This is a genomic window from Embleya sp. NPDC001921 (assembly GCF_053594475.1).
On the sequence record NZ_JBSFEO010000021.1, the window covers coordinates 86,368 to 104,727 of the forward strand.

General features: G+C 72.6%; 17 protein-coding genes. 2 read left to right on the forward strand and 15 right to left on the reverse strand.

The window, feature by feature from the left end:
* Positions 1 to 62: 62 nt before the first annotated feature.
* From ACWCPW_RS24435 to ACWCPW_RS24490, 12 genes are all read right to left on the reverse strand, one after another.
* Positions 63 to 3,200 carry a hypothetical protein gene (locus tag ACWCPW_RS24435; protein ID WP_449763735.1) on the reverse strand — a complete coding sequence of 1,046 codons (3,138 nt, stop codon included), beginning with the start codon at positions 3,198 to 3,200 and terminating at the stop codon, positions 63 to 65.
* Positions 3,200 to 3,496, reverse strand: coding sequence for an acyl carrier protein (locus tag ACWCPW_RS24440; protein ID WP_395871970.1), 297 nt, complete (start codon positions 3,494 to 3,496; stop codon positions 3,200 to 3,202). The genes ACWCPW_RS24435 and ACWCPW_RS24440 overlap by 1 nt, the downstream gene beginning before the upstream one ends.
* Complete coding sequence (locus tag ACWCPW_RS24445; RefSeq protein WP_449763736.1) at positions 3,490 to 3,975, reverse strand: 4'-phosphopantetheinyl transferase superfamily protein; 486 nt, start codon at positions 3,973 to 3,975, stop codon at positions 3,490 to 3,492. The genes ACWCPW_RS24440 and ACWCPW_RS24445 overlap by 7 nt, the downstream gene beginning before the upstream one ends.
* Positions 3,975 to 4,799 carry an SDR family NAD(P)-dependent oxidoreductase gene (locus ACWCPW_RS24450; RefSeq protein WP_449763737.1) on the reverse strand — a complete coding sequence of 275 codons (825 nt, stop codon included), beginning with the start codon at positions 4,797 to 4,799 and terminating at the stop codon, positions 3,975 to 3,977. Before ACWCPW_RS24450 ends, ACWCPW_RS24445 begins: the two co-directional genes overlap by 1 nt.
* Positions 4,796 to 6,058 (reverse strand): hypothetical protein, encoded by a 1,263-nt coding sequence (locus ACWCPW_RS24455; protein ID WP_449763738.1) that lies wholly within the window; start codon positions 6,056 to 6,058, stop codon positions 4,796 to 4,798. The genes ACWCPW_RS24450 and ACWCPW_RS24455 overlap by 4 nt, the downstream gene beginning before the upstream one ends.
* Complete coding sequence (locus ACWCPW_RS24460) at positions 6,055 to 7,068, reverse strand: transketolase family protein (protein ID WP_449763739.1); 1,014 nt, start codon at positions 7,066 to 7,068, stop codon at positions 6,055 to 6,057. The genes ACWCPW_RS24455 and ACWCPW_RS24460 overlap by 4 nt, the downstream gene beginning before the upstream one ends.
* The gene (locus tag ACWCPW_RS24465) at positions 7,061 to 7,861 is read right to left on the reverse strand and encodes a transketolase (RefSeq protein WP_449763740.1); all 801 of its coding nucleotides are present in this window, start codon (positions 7,859 to 7,861) and stop codon (positions 7,061 to 7,063) included. Before ACWCPW_RS24465 ends, ACWCPW_RS24460 begins: the two co-directional genes overlap by 8 nt.
* Positions 7,858 to 8,739: an aminotransferase class IV gene (locus tag ACWCPW_RS24470; protein WP_449763741.1), complete on the reverse strand. Its 882-nt coding sequence runs from the start codon at positions 8,737 to 8,739 to the stop codon at positions 7,858 to 7,860. Before ACWCPW_RS24470 ends, ACWCPW_RS24465 begins: the two co-directional genes overlap by 4 nt.
* 226 nt (positions 8,740 to 8,965) lie before the next feature.
* Positions 8,966 to 9,547, reverse strand: a complete 582-nt coding sequence (locus tag ACWCPW_RS24475) for a TetR/AcrR family transcriptional regulator (RefSeq protein ID WP_449763742.1) — start codon at positions 9,545 to 9,547, stop codon at positions 8,966 to 8,968.
* 13 nt (positions 9,548 to 9,560) lie between these two features.
* Positions 9,561 to 10,721, reverse strand: a complete 1,161-nt coding sequence (aepY, locus tag ACWCPW_RS24480; RefSeq protein ID WP_449763743.1) for a phosphonopyruvate decarboxylase — start codon at positions 10,719 to 10,721, stop codon at positions 9,561 to 9,563.
* The gene (locus tag ACWCPW_RS24485; protein WP_449763744.1) at positions 10,700 to 11,563 is read right to left on the reverse strand and encodes an isocitrate lyase/phosphoenolpyruvate mutase family protein; all 864 of its coding nucleotides are present in this window, start codon (positions 11,561 to 11,563) and stop codon (positions 10,700 to 10,702) included. The genes aepY and ACWCPW_RS24485 overlap by 22 nt, the downstream gene beginning before the upstream one ends.
* Positions 11,564 to 11,656: 93 nt before the next feature.
* Complete coding sequence (locus tag ACWCPW_RS24490) at positions 11,657 to 12,490, reverse strand: phytanoyl-CoA dioxygenase family protein (RefSeq protein ID WP_449763745.1); 834 nt, start codon at positions 12,488 to 12,490, stop codon at positions 11,657 to 11,659.
* Between the two features lie 358 nt (positions 12,491 to 12,848).
* Here ACWCPW_RS24490 and ACWCPW_RS24495 point away from each other — a divergent pair, with 358 nt between their 5' ends.
* Positions 12,849 to 14,135, forward strand: coding sequence for a histidine kinase (locus tag ACWCPW_RS24495; protein ID WP_449763746.1), 1,287 nt, complete (start codon positions 12,849 to 12,851; stop codon positions 14,133 to 14,135).
* Between the two features lie 29 nt (positions 14,136 to 14,164).
* Here ACWCPW_RS24495 and ACWCPW_RS24500 read toward each other — a convergent pair whose 3' ends face one another.
* The 3 genes from ACWCPW_RS24500 to ACWCPW_RS24510 all read right to left on the reverse strand — a co-directional run bounded on the left by ACWCPW_RS24500 (position 14,165) and on the right by ACWCPW_RS24510 (position 17,346).
* Positions 14,165 to 14,770, reverse strand: coding sequence for a response regulator transcription factor (locus ACWCPW_RS24500; RefSeq protein WP_449763747.1), 606 nt, complete (start codon positions 14,768 to 14,770; stop codon positions 14,165 to 14,167).
* A gap of 407 nt (positions 14,771 to 15,177) precedes the next feature.
* Complete coding sequence (locus tag ACWCPW_RS24505; protein WP_449763748.1) at positions 15,178 to 16,407, reverse strand: DUF349 domain-containing protein; 1,230 nt, start codon at positions 16,405 to 16,407, stop codon at positions 15,178 to 15,180.
* Between the two features lie 105 nt (positions 16,408 to 16,512).
* Complete coding sequence (locus ACWCPW_RS24510; RefSeq protein ID WP_449763749.1) at positions 16,513 to 17,346, reverse strand: peptidylprolyl isomerase; 834 nt, start codon at positions 17,344 to 17,346, stop codon at positions 16,513 to 16,515.
* A gap of 313 nt (positions 17,347 to 17,659) precedes the next feature.
* On the opposite strand from ACWCPW_RS24510, the gene ACWCPW_RS24515 reads away from it, so the two are divergent.
* A complete protein-coding gene (locus ACWCPW_RS24515) occupies positions 17,660 to 18,355 on the forward strand; it encodes an MBL fold metallo-hydrolase (protein ID WP_395871940.1) in 696 nt (231 codons plus the stop codon).
* The last annotated feature ends 5 nt before the right edge of the window (positions 18,356 to 18,360 follow it).

Genomic DNA, 18,360 nt, shown 5'->3' on the forward strand with positions numbered 1-18,360 from the left:
TCCCTTCGTCTCATGGGGGGTTCGGCAAAGGCCCGCTGGAGGTACGGCGCGTGGACGGCGGCTCACCCGGCCTTGGCGGCGGCGGCCCGGACCGCCTCGGCGATCCGGGCGAGCACGCCGGCGGGCACGGGGCGCGGCGCGTCCAGGACCGCGAGACACGTCGCGGTCACCGCGTCGCCCGCCGCCGGCGATCCGGCCCGGACCAGCGCGCGCACCGACCAGTCGTCCCCGTCCCGGAAGCCGAGCACCTCGGCGCCCGGCGGGGCGGCCAGGAGCAGGCCGGGCCCGGTCGGGTCGGCGTCCGCCGCCGGGACCAGGGCGCCGATGCCGGGGGAGCCGGCGATCGGCCGGTTCGAGCCGTGCGGAGCGGGGTGGTATTCGAACTCGGCTCCCTCGCGCAGGCCCCGGAAGAACCACGCCGGGTCCTGCGCCGCGTGCACCGCGACGCAGACGTCCGGCAGTGGGCCGAACACGCCCGCGTCGTCGCGCAGATGGGTGAGCACCATCAGCAGCGGAGCGCCCGCCGGCATCAGGTAGTCGAGGTCCAGGCCCACGGTCGAGCCGGCCAGGTCCAGATCGCCGGTGAGTCGGATGCCGGACCAGTCCAGGCCGGCGGCGGTCAGACCCGTGGTCGCGACGTGCACCGGTGTCCAGGCGAACTCCTCGCGCGCGACGCTGGTGTTGGGGTCGGCGCGGTGTGCGACCGTGGACACGTTGACGCCGCCGCGCGCCCTGGGCACGATGCCCATCGGGCGGGTGCGCGGATAGGTCGAGCGCAACAGCTCGCCACCGCCGTCCCGGCGCAGAGCGACCACGGCACCGCCGAAGTCGGGCGCGATCCGGGCGGTCAACTCGCCGTTGCCCAGGACCCATACGTCGCCGGTCTCCACCGCCGACACCGGATCGGCCGCGCGCACCACGGGCAGCACATCGCAGGTGGCCCGCTGCCGGGCGAGTTCCTCGACCCAGGCGAGCCGTACCCGCAGCGGGCCCCCGCCGCCCGGCGGCAGCTCGATCCGTCCGGCGAACGACCGCTCGGCGGCGCCGTCGGCTTCGCCCTCGAACAGTGTGCGCACCGGTCCGTCGCCGACCGCCGCGGTCAGTCGGCCGCGTCGGGCGCGCGCGGACGACACGGTGAGCCGACCGCGCACCCGCACGGCGCCCGGCCCGTCCGCGGCGCCCGCGCCCGGTTCCACCTCGGCGGTCGGATCCAGCGCGATGTGTACCGGGACCGGGGCGGAGAGCGGCGGCCGGGCGGTCACCGGTATGCGCTCGGCGGGGTCGGTCACCGCCCACCACGCCTCGCGTACCGCACGTTCGTCACCGGGACCGCAGAAGAAGGCGTAGCGGGGGAAGCACGCCACTCCCTCGCCCGGGTCCCCCGGGTCGGCGGCCAGCAGCAGCGAGGGCATCCACTGCAACCCGAACCGCAGTTGCGCGGCCCGCTCCCACACCAGACCCACGCTGCGCCCGTCGTCGTCGGTGAACGCGGTCCACCGCTCCGGGTAGCGAGCGGGATCGCGGGGCAGGTCGGCCGAGCCCGCCATCTCCAACGAGTGCATCCCGAACGGGAAGCGCTCGTACACCACCGGTGCGCGCAACACCCCCTCGGTCAGCGGCACGCTCATCGTCAACGACCGCCCGCGAGCCCACGGATGAACGCGCAACAGACAGTCGCCGGCCCTTACCGCGTGCAACAACTCGGGCCCTGCGCCGCGGAGTTCGGTGCGAATCTCGACGACCTGGTCGCCGCCGAGGACCAGGGTGCGGCGCAGCCGGGCCCGGGCCAGTCCCAGGTCCGGCCGGACCGCCGCGTACGCCGTCCCGTGCCGCTGCCACCAGACGTTCGCCGGTGCCTCCAAGGCGAGTTCCGCCCTGCCGTCGACCACGCCGGCCCGGACGCGGCGCACGTCGCGGCGCGGCGGGGTCTTGAGCGCGGCCGGGAAGGGCGGGCCCAGATCCGGCCACAACTCCCGGACGGCGGGTCCCCGCTCGCGCGTCGGCTCGATCTCGCAGGTCCCGGTGGCCCGGTCCACGGCCACTCGCAACCAGCGATTGCCCAGCACCCACCGGTCGTCCCGCTCGTCCAGGTGCGGCAGATCGCGGCGGGGCGGGCGCGGGTTCGTGGCCACCGTCGGGGCGACCGCGCGCACCCAACCGTGCAGGGTCAGCCGGGCCGGATGCGCCCGACCGGCGTGCGATACGTCGGTGCGCACGGTCAGTTCGGCCTCGTGCTCGCCGGCCCGTTCGAGGGCGAACGCGGTCTCGCCCTCGACCACCTCGCCCGGTTCCAGGGTGAGTTCGCGCACCGTCGCCGGGACGGTGTCGCCGGGTCGGCGCACCTCCAGGGCGAGGGTGAGCGCTCGGGGGCCCCGGTTGGCGATCCGGTGGATGAACGCGGCCGAGCCGCCGACCGGGACCCGGCGGGCGGGGGCCGCCGGGTGGAAGTCGAGCTCCAGGCCGTCCCAGTTCAGCGCGCAGACCCGGTCGTGGGCCAGGTCGACGACGAAGACGCTCTCCGCGCCCGAGCCGACCATCGAGTACCGGAAGGTCGGCGCACCGTGGTAGTCGCCCACATCCTCGGCGGCGTTGCGCGGGGCGCGTCCCGGCACCCACGGGCTGGAGCCGAAATCGGTCCAGGCGCGGGCCAGTTCCGCCACCTCGGCGCCCAGGCCCAGGGCCTCGATGACGAAGCGGTAGACGTATGGCAGGTGGGAGCGGAATTCGAGCCGGTCGTCGCCGCACGGGTCGGTCGAGGCCTGTCGGAAGCCGCCGGGTCGCACGATCGCGACCATCGAGGGATTCGCGGGCGAGGCGTTGCAGTCGACCCGGTCGTAGCCGTGCGCCACGCAGTACGCGAACGCCTCGACGAACAGCCGGATGGGCACCGCGCCGAGCCGGAACCCCGGGTCGATGGCGAAGGTGTCCATCCACACCACCGAGCCCTGTCCGGCCTTGAGCGCGGAGACCGGGTAGAGCGCGAGCGAGCCGACCACGCGGCCCTCGGCCAGCGCCACGAACGTCTCCACCGCGCCGCGTTCGGTGACGAAGGCGGTGTAGTCGGCGGCCGAGAGCGGTGCGCCGCCCAGTGGTCCGGGGTTCCAGTGGAAGGCGTTGATCCACGCGGCCATGGCGCCGGCGTCCACCGAGGAGACCGGCGCGACCACGACCTCGGCGACGTGCTCGCCGGGGCCGGGCATCAGGCGTCCTCGCGCCGGGACTCGATGAAGTCTGCCAGCATGTTGACCGAGCCGAACCGGTCGAGTTCGTCGTCGGTGATGTTCACCTTGAACTGCCACTCGATGCCGACCACGACCTCGATCACGTGGATGCTGTCGAGTTCCAGGCCGCGTCCCAAAATCGCCTGGTCGTCGGTGAGCCACTCCGGATCCAGGTCGAGGTCCAGCCGCTCGACGATCACCTCCTTGATCTCGCGGCACAGGGTCTGCCGCTCCCGTACCCGCTCCAGGACCTGTGCCTGCGCCGCTGTCAGCACGCCGCGCTCCCTTTCGTGTCGATGTCCTCGCTCGGTGCCGGGTCGCGGGTGAGCACCACCGCGACCACGAGTCCTTGGGCGCAGCCCCACGCCGCGCTCGCGCCGCGCCCGGTCGGGCAACACGCGGGTACGCCGGGCGCGCGCACCGTGGCCGGTGTCGGCCGGCCGGCGAACAGGCCGCGGATGAGCGTCTCGGCGCGATCCCCGCAGTCGCAGCGGCCCAACCGGACCGGATCGATCCGGATCTCGTGCCACGCGAAGCCGGGGCTGCGCCCGCCCGCGCACTTGATCGCCGCCTCCTTGAGCGCGATGCCCGCCGCGAGCCGTATCGGCGACGCGGGCCGGGCCAGCGCCCAGCGCAACTCCCGGGGACCGAGCACGGCGCGCGCCACGAGCTCGTCCGCGCGGCCGTCGCGGGCCAGGCGGGCCACCCGGACCGCGTCCACGCCGATCCGGTCGGCCGTGCCGACGCCGGGCATCACCGGGCCCCGGCGAACACGCGCGAGCCGAACCGGGCCAACCGGCGCGGAGCGAGGGTGGACAGCGCGGCGAGCAGCCGATACGGAGCGCCGGGGACGCAGACCGGCCGGCCGCGCTCGACCGCGCGCAGTCCGGCCAGGGCCACCCGCTCGGCGGGCAGCCACGCCCGCGCGGGCACCCGGCTGACGTCGATGCCGGCGCGCCGGTGGAACTCGGTCGCGGTGAAGCTGGGGCACAGCGCGCTCACCCGCACACCGGAGCCGCGCACCTCGTCGTACAGCGCCTCGCTCAGACTCAGGCTGAAGGCCTTGGCGGCGCCGTAGGTCGCGGTGAGCGGGTCGGGCTGGAACCCGGCCAGCGAGGAGACGTTGACGATCCAGCCCGAGCCGCGCTCGACCATCGGGGCCAGTGCCGCGCGGCACAACCGGACCACCGCGACCGCGCTCAGCGCGACCACGTCCAACTCGGCCTGCACCGGCAGCGTGTGGAACGCGCCGCGGGTGCCCGTCCCGGCGTTGTTCACCAACAGGTCGATCGGTGCCTCGCCGTCGCGCAGCCGGTCCTCGACCCGGGCCAGGCCCGCGTCGGTGCGCAGGTCCGCCGCGATCGTGGTGACCGCGACCGGGTGCCGCGCGCGCAGCCGGTCGGCGACCTCGGCCAACCGGTCGCCGTCGCGCGCGACGAGCACGAGGTGTGCGCCGTCCCGGGCGAGGAGGTCCGCGAAGGCCAGACCGATGCCCGCCGTGGCGCCGGTGACCAGCGCGGTGCGCCATGGCGCGTGACGCGGGCGGGCGGTGCCGGCCGCGGGTACCGGGGCGCTCACCGGCGTGGCCCGTCGGCGGGCGTGAACTCCTCGGCGACGCGCAGGAGTTCGTTGAACTTGGCGACCCGGTCCATGCGCGAGAGCCCACCCGCCTTGAGCCAGGCCGCGCCGCCGGCGACCGCGAGGTGGGTGATGAAGGCACTCGCGTTCTCGCCGCTGCGCTGGGAGACCACGGTGGTGATCTCGTGCCGGGCTCCGCAGGCCAGCGCGTCCAGGGCCTGGGTGACCGTGCCGACCTGGTTGGGCTTGATCAGCGCGCCGTCGGCCAGCCCGGCCGCGACGCCGCGGTCGATGCGCTCGGCGGCGGAGGCGAACAGGTCGTCGCCGACCACCGCGGCCCGGCCCGCCAGCCGCTCGCGCAGCCCGCGCCAGGCCCCCTCGTCGGCGGGCTCGAACGGGTCCTCCAGGAAGGTCAGCGGATACCGGTCCACCCAGTCGAGATATCGCCGGGCCAACTCCTCGGCGGACAGCGGGTGTTCCAGCCACGGGAAGGCGTAGCCGCTCGGCCGGGCGAACTCCGCGCCGGACAGGTCCAGACCCAGGTGGAAGTCGTACCCGCCGGTCAGCCCGCAGTCCTCGGCGGCAGCGACGATCATCTCCATGGTCGCCTCGCAGCCGCCCAGGTCCACCGACCAGCCGCCCTGGGTGCTGTCCGAGCATCGGTGCCCCTTGCCCGCGAGCCGGGCGGCCAGCGCCGCGCGCACCCGGGCGCCCTGCTCCAGCGCCACGGCCGGCTCCGCGGTGGTGGGCAGCAGCAGGAACTCGGTGTAGACCGTGTTCGAACCCACCGCGCCGTCCGCGATGTTGAACATCGGCACCGGCAGCCGGGTCGGCGCGCGTTCGGCGAGATGCCGGTACAGCGGGCGCCCGGCGGCCACCGCGCCCGCCTGCGCGACGGCCATCGATGCGGCCACCGCGACGTTGCCGCCGATCCGGCGGAAGTACGCGCCGCCGTCCGCCGCGCGCAGGGCCGCGTCCACGGCCCGCTGGTCGCACACGTCCAGGCCGATCAGCGCGGGCCGCACCAGGTCGGCGACCGAGGCCAGCGCCGGGGCCACCGCGGCGAGCGCGGGCAGCGCCGCCGCGTCCTCCAGGACGTACGCCTCGAACTCGCCGGTGGTCGAGCCCCGGGGCGCGAGTTCCGCCGCCCGGACACCGCCGTCGGCGCGGATCTCCACCTCGATCGCGGGAATGCCGTTGGAGTCGAACACCGCTCGGGCCCCGACCTCGCGTATCGCGCGCACAGTCTGCTCCTTCACCACGTGTTGGTCGACATCGACAGTTCGGCGCGCGCCCCGGCTCCGGGCCGGGCTCCGGCCGCGTCCGGGTCGGCGCGCCGGGCGGCGTGCGTGGCGGCGGCGATCGCCGCGGCCTCGATCCCGTACTTGTCCAGGAGTTGCCGATAGGGCCCGGTCTCGGTGAACGTGTCCGCGATGCCCAGGCGCAGCACCCGGGGGCCGCCGCGCGCCGCGATCGACTCGGCGACCGCGCCGCCCAGACCGCCGACCGTGGTGTGCTCCTCGACCGTCACCACGAGCGCGCAGTCGCGCACCAGGTCGTAGACCTCGGCGTCGGGGAAGGGCTTGATCCGCAGCGCGCCGAGCACCCGCGCCGAGACCCCGCGCTCGGCCAGCAGCCCGGCGGCGGCGACACACTCCGGCACGGCCACCCCGCAGGCCACGAACACCACTTGTGGGTCCGGGTGATCCCACACCCGCAGGTCGCCCGGCCCGCGCGGGCCGCCGGCCACCGGCGGAACCGGGTTGCGGCACAGCCGGATGTAGTTCGGACCCGGGAGCGGCGGAGCGCCGGCCGGCCCGATCCCCGCCAACACCTCGCCGCCCAGCACCCGCGCGTCCGCGTCGTCGGCGGGCACCCATACGTTCATCCCGGGCACCGAGCGCATGAAACCCAGGTCGGTGATCGCGTGGTGCGGGGCGCCCTCCAGTGAGCCGGACATGCCCGCGTAGTGGCCCGCGATGGTCACCGGCAGTCCCGGCCAGCCGATGGAGAGCAGGATCTGCTCCGCCGCGCGCCCGACCAGGATCGAGGCGAACCCGGAGACGACCGGGCGAAAGCCGGCCAGCGCGAGGCCGGCCGCCATGCCCATCATGTTCTGCTCCGCGATGCCGGTGTTCAGGAACGAGCCGGGCAGCCGGTCGGCGACCAGGCCGCTGCGGGTGGAGTGCGAGCAGTCCCCGTCCAGGACGAACAGCCGCTCGTCCGCCTCGCAGGCACGCAGCAACGCCTCGCCGAACGCGTCACGCATGGCTCAACTCCTCGACTGCCTCGGCCAATCGGCCCGGATCCGCGACCGAGTGCCAGTTCGGGTCGTCCTCCATGAACGAGACGCCGCGTCCCTTGACGGTGCGCGCGATCACCGCGCGCGGGCGGGGCCCCGGTGCCAGCGCCGTGATCAGCGCGGCGCAGTCGTGGCCGTCGACCTCCTCGACCTCCCAGCCGAAGGCGCGCCACTTGGCGGCCAGCGGAGCGGCGCCCATGATGTCCAGCGTGCGGCCGTCGTGCTGGATGCCGTTGGCGTCCACGACCACGGTCAGGCCCACCAGCCCCAGCTGCGCCGCGCACATCGCCGCCTCCCACACCTGGCCCTCCTGGCACTCGCCGTCGCCCAGCAGGGCGAACACCCGGGCGCCGAGCCCGCGTTTGGCCAGGCCCAGGGCCATTCCCACGGCGACCGAGAAGGCCTGGCCCAGCGATCCGGAGCCGACCTCGATGCCGCGCGTGCGCGGATCGGGGTGGCCCTGGAGCGGTGAGCCGAGCGCGCGCAGCGAGCCGGCCGACTCGCGCGGGAGTACGCCCAGGTCGATCAGCACCGCGTACAGCGCGGGTGCCGCGTGCCCCTTGGAGAGCACGAACCGGTCCCGCTCGGCCCAGGTGGGATCGGCTGGTCGGTGGCGCATGGTGTGGTAGTGGAGCACGGTCAGGATCTCGATCGCGGACAGCGAGCTGCCGGGGTGGCCGGCGCCCGCCGCCGCGATCATCCGCATCGTCTCCAGACGCAACCGGGCCGCGGTCGCGTCGAGTTCGCGGTGCCCGCTCATCGACTTCCCGCGTTCGTGAGCCGCACCGAGGTGACCACGTCGTCCAGGTGCGCACTCCCTCCCCGGGCGGCCCGGTCGAAGGCCGCGACCAGGGCGCCGGCGGCGCCGTGCGGCAGGGGGTGCTCGTCGATCGCGCCGACGACGGCGGCGCCCAGCGAGGAACTGCACAACACCACGCCGTCGGCGCCGATCACCTCGGCGGGCTCCAGCGCGCGGTGTTCGGGGGTCAGGCCCAGCGCGCCCTTGGCCACGACGCCCAGCAACTCCCGGGTGATGCCCGGGAGTACGCCCTCCTCGACCGGCGGCGAGATCAACCGGTCGCCGGCCAGGACGAGCAGGCTGGCCCGCGAGGTCTCGGTGATCCGGCCCGCCTCGTTGCGAAAGAGCACGTCGTCGTGGCCGGCCCGGCGGGCCCGCAGCACCGCGCGCCGGGCCCCGGCGTAGTGCGCCGTCGCCTTGACCCAGCGCGGCAGGTCGGTGCGCGCGGGCCGGGGTTCGCCGGTGGTGGCCAGGGTCAGCGGTCGGTTCGGCGCGTAGCCGTCCAGGGGGCGCAGGAAGACGCAGACCCCCGGTGGGTCGTCGTCCAGGAAGCCCTCGCCCTCCGCGTAGGCGAACAGCCGGATGCCCACCGCGCCGCGCCCGTCGTGCCGCCGGGTCACCTCGACGACCGCGTCGGTCAACTCGCGCGCCGACCAGGACAGCGCGAAGCCCAGGCCCTCGCAGGAACGGCGAAAACGCGAGAGGTGCGCGCCCAGGTCGAGAATGCGCAGTTCGGTCCCGGTGGAATCGGCCACCGCGGCACACCCGTCGAATACCACCTGCGCATAGCGCAGCGCGGCCGAGTCGATCGACAAACGCACCTCGTCGAGTTCGGTCATACGGCCGTCGCGCCAACATTCCTGGTGCACGATCCAGCACCCCCATATCCTTACGCGAAGGATAACTATATGACGTATAGAATAATGGTGCGCACAATGATGTCAACGCCGTTTCGGCGATATCCGGCCGATATTCGAGGCGGGATTTCCGCGGCCTGCGGGCAGGGGGAATCGACCCACGAAAAGAGAAGGTAAACGATTCGACCCGTTCGGTCCCCGGCCGGGATCAGCCGGTGGTGTCGCCGACCTCCGGCACCACGCCCGGCGCGGTGGTGGAGGTGATCAGCTTGCGGAGGGTCTCCTCCAGATAGGCGTAGTCCGCCTCGATGTCCGCCGCCGACTGCCCGAACCGACCGCTGACCTCACTCGTGGCGAACCCGACCACCATGGTGCTCAACAGCCGCTCGGCCCGATTGACCTCGGTGATCGACAGGCCCGCGTCCAACAGCGCGGCGAACACCGCCTGCCGCACCCGATGCGCGCCCGGAGTGGCCGCCGAGCGGGTCAGCAGCAGCGGGAACACGTCGGGATGGCGCCGGGCGGAATCCCGGGCCGCCCTCCCGATCCGGGCCAGTCGTTCGTCCCACGGCAGTTCGGCGTCCGGCAACGGGAACTCGGAGAGCAACTCCTCGACGATGCCGTCGAGCAGGGCCGCCTTGTTCGCGATGTGCCCGTAGAGCGACATCGCCGTCACGCCGAGCCGGCGGGCCACCGCCTGAAGGGTCACGGCCTGCAGCCCCTGCTCGTCGGCCAGTTCGAGACTCACCCGAAGAATGGCGGAGCGGTCGATAGTGCGCGGGCGACCCATGGGCCTCAAGGTATCACCGCCGATCGGCGTGATCCGCCCACGGCGGCCCGGCGCCCAACGCGGCGGTGAGCCGGTGGTGGATGTCCCGCGCGCCGATCGAGGAGGTCGCCCGGCGCGGTGCCGGACCCACCGTCCGCCCGATCGGCACGACCAGCAGATGCGGTCCCGGAGCCGCCCGTGCGGCGGCCATCGCGGCGTCGATCCGCGCGGCGTCGGCGCACACCACCGCCGACGCGTACCCCGTCGCCCGTGCGATCGCCGCGAAGTCGGTGCCGGCGGACGTGGTGGCCTGCGCGCCCGTCGACTCGTACACGCCGTTGTCCAACACCACGTGGATCAGCCCCGGTGGAGCCGCCGCGCCGATCGTGGACATCGTGCCCAGGTGCATCAGCGCCGCGCCGTCGCCGTCGAGCAGCACCACCTCGGTACCGGGCGGACGCAGCGCCAGACCCAGCGCGAAGGCCGACGCGTGCCCCATCGAGCCCTGCATGTAGAAATGCGTCGGCGCGTCGCCCACCGCGAACAGCTCGCGCGAGGTGTACCCGGTGGTGGCGACCACCGCGATTCCCCGCGTGTGGGCGGTGATCGCGCGCAGCGCCTCGGCCCGGGTGAGCGTGGGCCCGTGGGCGGACCCGTCCGCCGCCGCGCCCTCGGGCACCTCCACCGCGCCCTTCTCCACCAGCACGAACACGCAGTTCCCGGCCTCCAGTTCCTTGCCGGCCCCGGCCAACAGGGCGCGCAGCCCGGCCGCGTCGGTGCCGCGCCGCAAGGTGCGGTGGGCGACCCCGATCGCGTCCAACACCTCGTGAGTGGCACCGCCCATCACCGCGTGCTGGGGTTCGTCGCCCGCCGGATCCGGCCACCCGCGCAGGCTGGTGAACACCAACGCCGGGATGTCGTAGGTCATCAGCAGCGACGTCAACGGGTTGACCAGATTGCCCAGCCCCGAGTTCTGCGCCACCACCGCCACCCGGGTGCCGGCGACCGCGGCCCCGGCCGCGATGGCCAGCGCCGCACCCTCGTTGGCGGCCGGCACGTACCGGCCCTCGCGGGTGAACCGCGCGATGGGCGCGGAGAAGTACGAACACGGCACGCCCGTCACCAACTCCACGCCGAAGTCGGCCAGCGCGGCGCAGAAGTCGTCCGACCCGATCACCAGTCCAACGCCTTCCACGCCTCCAGCCGTTGCAGCCGGAACACCTCCTGCACGCTCGCGATCCGGTCCTCCACCTCGACCGAGCTGCCCTCGCGGAAGATCGCACCGTAGGTCTCGCGCAGCGAACTGACCGTGGCCCGCAGGCCGTGGTTGGCGTAGATGACCACCGAGACGCCGGCCGCGGCGGCCGCCTTCGCGTCCCAGTCGGGGTAGGTGGTGGGCACCACCACGACCGGCACCGCGCCGCTCCAGCCGTCCAGGAACCGGGTGATCTGTTCGCTGGTGCGGATCTTGGAGTGCACGAGCACCGCGTCCGCGCCCGCGTCGGCGTAGGCCGAGCAGCGCTTGAGCGCCTCGTCCACGTCGAGTCCGCTGATCAACGCCTCGGTCCGGGCGATCAGGAAGAAGTCCGGGGTCTGCTGGGCGTTCTTGGCCACCTCGATCTTGCGCGCGAAGGTGTTGATGTCGAGCAGCGTGTGGTCGACGGCGGCGAAGCTGTTGATCTTCGGGAACAGCTTGTCCTCGACGCACACCGCCGTGATGCCGCCGGCCTCGTACTCGTGCACCATGTGCGCGATGTTGAGATTGTTGCCGTACCCGGTGTCGCAATCGGCGACCACCGGGATGGACAGCGCCTTTTGCATGTTGACGGCGGCTTCGAGGTACTCGGTCATCCCGAGCAGACTCGCGTCCGGCAGACACCGGGCCGCGGACACCTCCAGGCTGGAGGACCACACGGCCTGGAAGCCGGCCTCCTGGGCCAACACCGCGCCCAGCGCGTCGTGCGCGCCGGCGACGCGCACCAGGTCGTGTTGATCGAGAACCGCCCGGAACGGCGCTGCGAGAGCAGTCCTGAGCACTGACGATCTCCTATCCGGTTCGAGGGGTCGGGCAGGGGTCGGGGGAGGAGCCGGGCGGCTCGGGCCGGTGGGCGCTTCGGGCGCGCACCGGCCTCATCGCATGACGAGCTTGTAGAAGTCGGTGGGATGCGCCTCGTCGCCGAGTTCGCCGAACATCAGCCGCTGACGTTCGGTCATCGAGGCCACCACTTCGGCGGGCATGCGGTGGAAGTCGAGCGGCCGGCACCACAGGTGCCCGTACCGGATGATCACCGAACGACGCGTCATACCCACCGAGTTCGGCGCCACCGCGTGCCACAGGTTGTACGGGAAGACCACCGCGTCCCCGGGCTCGGCCAGGATCTGCACCGCGTTCGGCGGCATCTCGCCGCGCCGCCAGTAGTCGTTGGGCTCGGGCAGGTAGCAGTCGTCGTCGAGCCGCTCCGGACGGATGCGGTGACTGCCGGGAATGACGGTGAAGTTCCCCGAATCGGGCCGGCTGACGTCGGTGAGGAAGTACTGCACCTTCAGTTGCAGCGCCCGGCTCGCCGGATCCAGCACGATCCCCATCAGCGATGCGCCGCCGTCGGTGTGCCAGCCCTCCAACGGCGCGTCGCCGCCCTCGCGGACGAACGCCTCGCTGCCCAGCACGTGCAGATCCGGCCCGAGCAGTTCGACCAGGGTCGGCAACACGGCGGGATGGTCGACCAGTTCCAGCAGCGCGGGGCTCGCCGCGGCGGCGTTGCGCACCCGTACCGAATGCTCCTGGTCGTTGCGATAGCTGATGTGCGCGGTCCGCACCAGATCCTGTTGTCGGACCGCGAAGTCGACGCCCGCCAGGGCGCGTTCCACGTCGGCGGCGGAAAGCGCCTTTCTGATGTGAATATAGCCGTTTTGATTCCACTGCTCGCGCAGGCTCCCGAGTATTCTCTCGGGTGATTCCCCCACCGGTGGACCTCCGTTCGGTCGTGTTCGCGCATTGGCCTCAGCTTCACAGCCGTTTAGGACGGCGGCCAGTGTCGGTCCACCACGCCGGCCGTGTGTTCCGGCCGGGGCACCCATGCGAAACACATGATCCGCATCCGCATTCCGCATCTTTCCCCGTCTGTGCGCGCGGGGACATCCGCGGATTCCCGCGTTGTAGCATCGGCGGATGGGCCCGGAATCGGGTCCCGGAACTTCTTCCAGCAGTCGCCATCACCATGCAGCAGTCGCGATCGAAGAGGGCCGTCTCTTGCCTCACGCCGCTCAGGTTCCGGTGAACTCCGTGGACTCCCGCGCTCTTCGCATTCCCACCGTGATCACGGTGGTGGTTCTCCTGAGTTGTCACGCGGCTTCGGTGCTGTCGTTGATCACATTCCCGGTCGCGGCCTGGCGAATGGCCGCCGCACTGGTCGCGGTCACCGCGGTCGCGGTGATCCAATGCGCGCATTCCCTGCCCGGCCGGGTGCGTTGGTTACCCCGCCCCGGCCACCGACTGCTGCTCTGCCAGGCGGTATTGGCGCTGATCCCCTCGTTCGCCTGCCCGGGGACCTGGACCGCCGCGCCCGGATTCCTGGCGGGCTCGTTGCTGCTGTTCCTGCCGCAAAAGCGCGCCTGGTGGGCGTTCGGCACGCTGATGATCGCCACCGGCGTGGTGACGTTCCACCTGGCCGACGACTACGACGACGTGCCCTACGCGGTGGTGGCGAGCACCTCGACCGGACTGGTGCTGTACGCGCTGATGCGGATCACCGAACTGCTCGCGGAGATGCACCGGTCCCGACTGGAGTTGGCCCGGCAGGCGATCGTGCGCGAGCAACACCGGTTCGCCCGCGACCTGCACGACCTGCTCGGCTACAGCCTCGCCACCATCGGGGTCAAGACCTCGCTGGCCGCACGCCTGCTCACCCACGACCTCGAGCAGGCGCGCACCGAACTCGCGGAGATCGTGACCATCACCCAGCAGGCCGCCACCGACATGCGCGAAGTGGTGCACCGCTACCGGGGGATGTCGCTGGTCGCCGAGGTGGCCGCGGCCGAGTCGCTGCTCGCCTCGATCGGGGTGCGGGCCACCACCCGGATCGGCGTCGAGGCACTGAACGGGGCCACCGAGACGGTGCTGGCCACCGTGCTGCGCGAGGGGCTCGCCAACATGATGCGCCACAGCTCGGCCACCCAGTGCGTGATCAGCGCCGAACGCGACGGGGAGTTCGTCCGGTTCGGGGTCGGCAACGACGGGGCCTGCGTCCCTCGCCCCCGGGGCGCCGGCGCGGATCGCCAGGGCGGTACCGGACTGGCCAGCCTGGCCGCGCGGGTGGAGGGCATCGGCGGGCGGTTGGACGTCGGTACCGACGGCGGCGGCTGGTTCCGTCTGTACGCGTTGGTTCCCCTGGTTCCGGACACCGCGGCGGCCGCCGGGCCTGCGGTGCTCTCCGACCCCGAGTCGTTTCCCGACCCCGCCGCGCTCGCCGACGTCGCCGGAGTCGTCGCCCTCACCGCGGTCCCCGGTGCAACCGCGGTCGCCGCCCCCACCACTGTCCCCGACGCCACCACGGTCCCCGACCCCACCGGGGAACCGTGCGAGCCGGCCCGCACTCCCGTCGCCGGCTGAGGCGCGAACCCGCTACCCGAGTCGACGGATCACAACCAGCCCTCGTCCCGGGCGATCCGAATCGCGTCCACCCGGTTACGCGCGTTGAGCTTGGCCACCACCGAGTTCAGGTGGTTGCGCACGGTGCCCGCGCACACCCACATCTGGTCGGCGATGTCCGCGACCCGATTGCCGTCGGCCGCCGCGCGCAGCACCTGGAGTTCGCGGGTGGTCAACCGCGAGGGTCCACCGTCGATCGCGGCCAGCGCGACCGAGGCGTCGATCACCCGGCCACCCGCGGCGATCTCGCGAATCGCGCCGCTGAAGCGATCCGGGTCCGAGTTCTTCAGCAGGAACCCGGACACCTTCGCCGCCGCGGCGCGGCGCAGATGGCCCGGCGCGTTCATGCCGGTGAGGATCAGCGTGCGACATTCCGGCAGCGCCACGCGCAGCGCCGAGGCGGCCTCGATCCCGTCGATACCCGGCAGGCCGATGTCCAGCACCGCGACGTCCGGACGCACCGCGCGAGCGCGCGGCACCACGTCGGTACCGGATTCGACTTCGGCGACCACGTCGATGTCCGGCTCCAGACTCAACAATGACACCAGCGCCCTGCGCAGTAATTTCATGTCCTCGGCAATCAGGACCTTGATCAAGGACTCCCCCTCATCCCGAATCCCGACGCCGATCTCCCCGGCGCCGAAGTTCGTCGGTGATCCCCCGTATCAAGATGCCGATTATGCAGGAGGAGTTCGGCGGCCCCATAGAGCAAATTGCACACGGATCGAACGCCGGCGAACGAACCCGATCGCCGACCGCGTCCGAACACCAGCACGGGGCCGCTCCGAGCACGCCGCGGGCGGGCGTCCGACGCCCGCGCACGCGAAAACGGGCGGACCCGGGTCGGCAACTCGCCGACACCCGGATCCGCCCGTTCCTGCTCGCGCCGCCGCGCGGACGCGGCGGCTCCCACGTCACATCGTCCGGCTCGCGGCCGCGCGCACGGGAGCGTGTGCGCGCGTCACGCGCGCGGCTCCCGACTCGGCCGGAGTACTCCTCCGGCTCAGCCGGAGAACTCCTCCAGCGCCTTGTTCGCCTCGGCCAGCCACTCCGCGCGCGCCGCGATCGACTCCTCGGCCTCGCGCAGCTTGCGCTCGTTCCCGGCCGCCCGAGCCTTCTCCGCCTGCTGGGTGAGCTTGTCGATGGACGCCTGGATCTGGTCCACCGCCGCCTGCGCCCGCGCCCGAGCCTCCGGGTTGGTGCGCTTCCACAGCTCTTCCTCGGCCTCGCGGATCGCCCGCTCGACGCTCTGCAGCCGCGCCTCCATCTTCGGCCGGGCATCGCGCGGGACGTGGCCGATGGCCTCCCAGCGATCGTTGATCGAGCGCAGCGCCGCCCGCGCCGCCTTGACGTCGGTCACCGGCACGATCGTCTCGGCCTCCACGAGCAGCACCTCCTTCGCGGCCTGGTTCTCCCGCTGCTCGGAGTCGCGCTCGGCGAACACCTCGCTGCGGGCCGCGAAGAACACGTCCTGCGCGGCCCGGAAGCGCTGCCACAGCTCTTCCTCGACATCGCGTTGGGCCCGGCCCGCGGCCTTCCAGTCGTTCATCAGATCGCGGTAGCGCGCCGCGGTGTCGGTCCAGTCGGTCGACGCGGACAGCGCCTCGGCCGCCTCCACCAGCTTCTCCTTGACCCGCTTGGCGCTGTCGCGCTGACCGTCCAGCTCCGCGAAGTGCGCCTTGCGGCGCTTGGCGAAGTTGGACCGGGCCTGCGAGAACCGGTGCCACAGCTCGTCGTCCGCCTTGCGGTCCAGCCGCGGCACGGCCTTCCAGGCGTCCACCAGCGCGCGCAGCCGCTCGCCGGCCGGCCGCCAATCGGTGCTCTGGCCGAGCTGCTCGGCCTCCGCGACGATCCGCTCCTTGGCGCCCTGCGCCTCCTCCTGCGCCTTGGCGCGGGTGGCCTTGCGCTCCTCGCGCTTGGAGTCCACCACGGTCACCAACGCGTCCAGGCGCTTGACGAGCGACTCGAGATCGCCGACCGCGTTCGCGTCGACGATGCTCGCGCGCAGGCGCTCGATCGCGTGGTGGGCGTCCTTGGGAGCGAGGTCGGTGGTCCGTACCCGCCGCGCGAGCAACTCCACCTCGACGGCGAGCCCCTCGTACTTGCGCCGGAAGTAGGCCAGGGCCTCGTCCGGGGAACCCGCCTGCCACGAACCGACGGAGCGCTCACCGTCCGCCGTCTTGACAAAGACGTTTCCCTGCTCGTCCACGCGGCCCCACGGGTCGCTGCTCACAGCGGCCTCCTTCGATGCTGAATGCGGCGCACTTTACACAGGACCCCGGGGCACGGGCCGGGCCGTGCCCCGGGAGTCGCCGTGGAACATGCGTCCGGTCGGTTGCTACTTGGCCACGGTCACGCTGTCGAGGACGACGTTCTCGCGCGGCGCGCCGTCCGAGCCCCCGTCCTCGGTGCCCGCGGCGGCGATCTTCGCCAGGACGTCCATCCCGGCCGTGACCTTGCCGAACGGGGTGTAGTTCGGCGGAAGCTTGCTGTCCGCGGTGACCAGGAAGAACTGGCTCCCGTTGGTGCCCGGACCCGAGTTCGCCATCGCCACGGTGCCCGCCGGGTAGGCGGCCGAGCCGTCCGGGCCCGCCGTACCCAGATTCTCGTCCACGAACTTGTAGCCGGGCCCACCGGTGCCGGTGCCCGTCGGGTCGCCGCACTGGAGCACGGCCAGACCACCCGTGGTCAACCGGTGGCACTTGGTGTGGTCGAAGAACTTCTTGCCCGCCAGGAACGCGAACGAGTTCACCGTGTGCGGCGCCTTCTTCGCCTCCAGCGCGACCTTCACCTCGCCACACGTGGTCTTGAGGGTCATCGTGTACGCCGCGTTCGTGTCGATCGACATCGCCGGCTCGGTGGGGAACTGCTCCTTGGTCGGCTCGCCCGGAGCCGGCGCCGCGCACGTCTTCGGCTTGGGCTCGGGAGCCGGCGACTGCGGGGCCGAGGGCTGCGTGGACGGCGTGTTCGACGCGTTCGTCGTCTTCTTGTCGTCGTCACCCGCCGCCACCGCGAGCCAGGCGCCGCCACCGGCCACGACGACCACCGCGGCGACCGCGGCGATGACCTGGTTGCGCCTGCGCCGACGTGCCTGCGCGGTCCCGCGTCGCTCCTGCTGGCGCTCGAACTTCTCGCGCGCGAGCTGCCGCTGGCGCTGCTGTTTGGTGACCACCGCGTGCTCTCCTGGATTCGAACGGACTCGATGTGGATGGACTCGACCCGGGACACCCGACCAGCGGGCGAGGGCTCCCGGCGCCGGAACCGGAAACCGGCGGCCGTGACGGGATCCGTGCACCGGCCCCGACCTGCGGTGATCCCACAGGCCCGGAACCGACCGCAGCTCGCGCACAGTCTAGGCACGCACCCCCTGAACCGGTTCGCGATCCGCCCCCGCGCGCCGGTAGTCTCGTACCTGATTCCCACGTCCGCCGCATACTTCCGTGCTTGCCCCGCCGCCGGAAGACCCCGAGACCGAGAGGACGAACGTGATCGTCGCCGGGTTCCCCGCAGGGTCCTTCCAGACCAACTGTTACGTGGTCGCCCCTGCCGCCGGCGAGGAATGCGTCATCGTCGACCCCGGGCAGGACGCCTTCGACGGCGTACAGGACATCATCCGCGAGCACCGGCTGCGCCCGGTGGCCGTCGTACTGACCCACGGGCACATCGATCACATGTTCTCGGTGGTGCCGGTCTGCGCCGAGCACAAGGTGCCCGCGTGGATCCACCCCGACGACCGCGACCTGCTCTCCGACCCGGCCAAGGGCCTGTCGCTGGGCGTGGGGCAACAACTGTTCGGCGGGATGACCTTCACCGAACCCGAGGACGTGCGCCTGCTCACCGACGGCGCCGTGCTCGACCTCGCCGGCCTCGAACTGACGGTCCATCATGCGCCCGGCCATACACAGGGGTCGGTGGCGTTCGGCACCCAGGGAAGCGCGGACATCCCGCCCATCCTGTACTCGGGTGACCTGCTCTTCGCCGGCTCCATCGGACGCACCGACCTGCCCGGCGGCGACCACGCGCAGATGTTGCGCTCGCTGTCCCGGGTGTGTCTGCCCCTGCCGGACGAGACCGTCGTCCTGTCCGGCCACGGCCCCCAGACGACGATCGGCCGCGAGCGCGCGAGCAACCCTTATCTGCAAGAGCTGACGCCGCCCGCGGGACCGCACCGAGGAATGTGACGGAT